Annotated in this window: 3 protein-coding genes; 1 reads left to right on the top strand and 2 read right to left on the bottom strand. The window is 58.1% G+C overall.

Features of this window, described 5'->3' with window-relative positions:
* Positions 1-227 precede the first annotated feature (227 nt).
* Positions 228-836 carry a class I SAM-dependent methyltransferase gene (locus tag AC221Y_RS22740; RefSeq protein WP_486708569.1) on the top strand — a complete coding sequence of 203 codons (609 nt, stop codon included), beginning with the start codon at positions 228-230 and terminating at the stop codon, positions 834-836.
* Here the strand turns inward: AC221Y_RS22740 and AC221Y_RS22735 are convergent.
* Together AC221Y_RS22735 and AC221Y_RS22730 are read right to left on the bottom strand one after the other, a co-directional pair.
* Positions 778-1,221 (bottom strand): GtrA domain-containing protein, encoded by a 444-nt coding sequence (locus tag AC221Y_RS22735; protein WP_486708568.1) that lies wholly within the window; start codon positions 1,219-1,221, stop codon positions 778-780. The two genes, AC221Y_RS22740 and AC221Y_RS22735, sit on opposite strands and share 59 nt — an antisense overlap.
* The coding region (locus tag AC221Y_RS22730; protein WP_486708567.1) for a hypothetical protein at positions 1,218-3,014 on the bottom strand (1,797 nt) is incomplete at its 5' end. The genes AC221Y_RS22735 and AC221Y_RS22730, both read right to left, overlap by 4 nt.

The following is a 3,014-nucleotide window of genomic DNA, read 5'->3' as shown; positions in this document are numbered from 1 at the left end:
CTTTGAACCAAAAGGGGAGGTAGCCTTCAAACCTGACCCGATGCGCATGGTCGATGAAAAATTTCTTGAAACACCGCTCTAATGCGTTCGCGAGATAACCTGGCATCCATGCAACTAAGGCCATCTTTCGCATAGGCGCTGACGTCAGACACGATGCATTTGCCCCCAGCGATTACCCAATATATGTATGGAAGGGGTTACAGGTAATAAGAAGGCAAAGCGCAGTCATGAAATCTGTGATCGGCAAGGTTCACGAGAAATTCGTCTTTAACCGACGCGTCAGGGTGCTTGTGGAAAAGCTGGGTGCGTTGGTGCCTCCAGAGGCGCATGTGCTGGACGTGGGCACGGGTGATGGTCAGATCGCCAAGATGATCGGCGCGCAAAGCCAAGGCGCCCGGATCGAAGGCATAGACATCAAGCTCCGGCCCGAGACACACATTCCGGTGACGCTGTTTGACGGCATGCGAATTCCGATGCAGGACAACAGCGTCGATGTGGTAACCTTTGTGGATGTCCTGCATCACACAGACAATCCCGGCGCGCTGATTGCCGATGCCGCCCGCGTGGCGCGAAAAGCTGTGATCATAAAGGATCATCTGAGCGAAAACGCGCTGGACCGTGCCACCTTGCGGGCGATGGATTGGGTTGGCAATGCGCCGCACGGGGTTGTGCTGCCGTACAATTACGCCTCTCAAGCCGCGTGGATGGGCTGGTTCGAAAAGAGCGGGCTCGAGGTAGATGTCTTCGACACCGATGTGCCTCTTTATGCCTTCCCGCTTAGCGTTTTTTTTGGCCGGAAGCTTCATTTCCTTGCGTCGCTGCGTCCGACGCTCTGAAGACAAAGGCCTTGGCCACCAAAAATGTCAGAACCGCTGCGCCACCGACTGTACAGATATAAATGCCAGTATCCAACAGATAGACACCGGTGACAAATCGCGTGGTGAGCGCCGAGACAAGTGCGAAGGACGAGATCTGGGAGGCCGAGTAGATCACAAAACCACCCCTGCGCGCCGACTTTGCGCCAAAGCTGAAATACTTATGCGCGAGATAAGCCAGCGGTACACAAGACATAAAGAGCGCAAGGCTCGTCCAGTAGGGCGGCAGGCCCATTGGCCCGACCATGAACGCGGCCAAAGCCGAATAGCCCAGCGAAAACCCGCCCCCCACGGCGAGGAAGCGCAGAAAATCCCATTGCACCGATGGGCGGCGGAAGCCTGTCACTTGGTGACCTCTTGCGGAAGGTTCAGGCGGAAGAGCCGCAGCGGGCTCTGCCCCAGATCGACTGGCTCGGCCCAGTCCCGGGTTTCACCCGCAGCGAGTTTCGTGGCGATCGCGTCCGGCGCGTAGGCCGAGTCCTTGCACACCAGCAGATATTCCGCGCCGGTCTGCGGAACTGATTCAAGGAATGACTTCTCTGGTGCGGAGATTATCTGGAACCCATTGCGCATGGCCTCCACGCTGCGGTGGTAGGGCGCTGAGAGCGGAAAGTGATGCGTGGTAGCGGCCAGAATCGGACCAAGGTTTACCGAAGAAAGGATGCGCGCGGGCGGCAACGCGTTGAGGGACTTAAGTGCGTCGGAGTCTCGGCATGGCCTGTCCAACAGCGAGCGGCGTGGAGTGCTGACCGTCTCACGGCCGGCAGCTATCGCGGACAGTTTCGCGCCGCCATATTTCGTCACGACTCCGAGCGGAAGAACGAAGACCGTACCGACAAAGGCCATGGTCAGAACGATCTTGTGCCATAGTGGCCAACCCACCTCTGTACGGTTTACAAGCGCTGCCATGGCAAATCCGAAGACCAGCGGTTGCACTGCGTAGACGGCCACGGCAAGACGTACCTGATAGAACATGCCCGCGAAGGACAGGGACAGAAATGTCAACAGCACCGCCGCGCTTCGCCAGACATCGGGATTGCTCGCGATCCCAGCGCGGCGGATCAGGGCATAGCCTGCTGCCAGGATGACGCTCAGCGCGGGAAAAGTCTGCAGAAAGAATTTCTCGGGCGCATTATAGATCACCGAGAAGCTCGACTGCGTCTCTGAGATGGCTGCCAGGGCGGTGTCGCGCAGGTCTTCTGGCAGAACATTGTAGGGGCCGCTGGCACAGAACGTGATTTGCGGCCAGAGAATCGCTAGCGCCGCCATGCCGAGAGGCAAGACTGTAAGCGCGCGGCGGACGGGCGTGGCCGAACGCAACGTGCCGATGTAAACAAGCACCGAGAAACACAGCGCCACAGTCGTTACCCAAAGAATGGGCGGCGACAGCTTGTCGCAATAGGCCATGCCCCAATCGGCGGGGGCGGTCTGGCCCGCAAAGAACACCGGTGCGGCAAGGCCCAGCCCTAGCCCGTAGCCCAGAAGCCTGACCTTTTCGGCTTGACCAAAGAGCAGGAACAGAATGACCAGCGTAACACCCGCGGTCGCAACAAAGAGCAGGCTTTCGAGCCCCACCGCAAGTGAGAAGGCGGCAACGACACCAGCAAGGATACCACCAGCGAGGGGCCGTTCGTTGCGCGCAACCGCGTAGACTAACACCATCATGCAGAGCATCTGCACATTGTGATGGTCAATCCGCCCGATCTGGAAATACCCACTATGGAAGTACGGCACCATCGCTACCGGCATGAGAGAAAAACTGGCCGCCTGGAGACTGAAAAGCTTTTGGCTTAACCGCCCCGTCAACGTCAGGAAAACCGTAAAGAGCAGCGCTGGCCACAATACGATGCTCCAGCGCTCGGCGAGGGCGTCGGGCATGACTAGGGCCAAGGTGCGCTGAAGCGCTCCGATACCTAGATCGACATAGCGCGACCAGTGCAAGGAGAGGCCATCCGGAGGGACGAATTGGTATTGCGTCATGTCGAACCAAGATTGGCCAGCCAGCCAGGAGCGAACCGACAAAAGCCGCATGAAGTCGTCGTTGCCCCGAAATTCAAGCTTATGGAAGACCGTCGAAAAGGGGATCGTCTGGCTCGTAACATAGATGAACAGCGCAAAGCCAAGAATCGTCCAGTATTT

This window comes from Boseongicola sp. (assembly GCF_057460485.1).
This window is presented reverse-complemented; position numbering and strand designations above follow the sequence as displayed.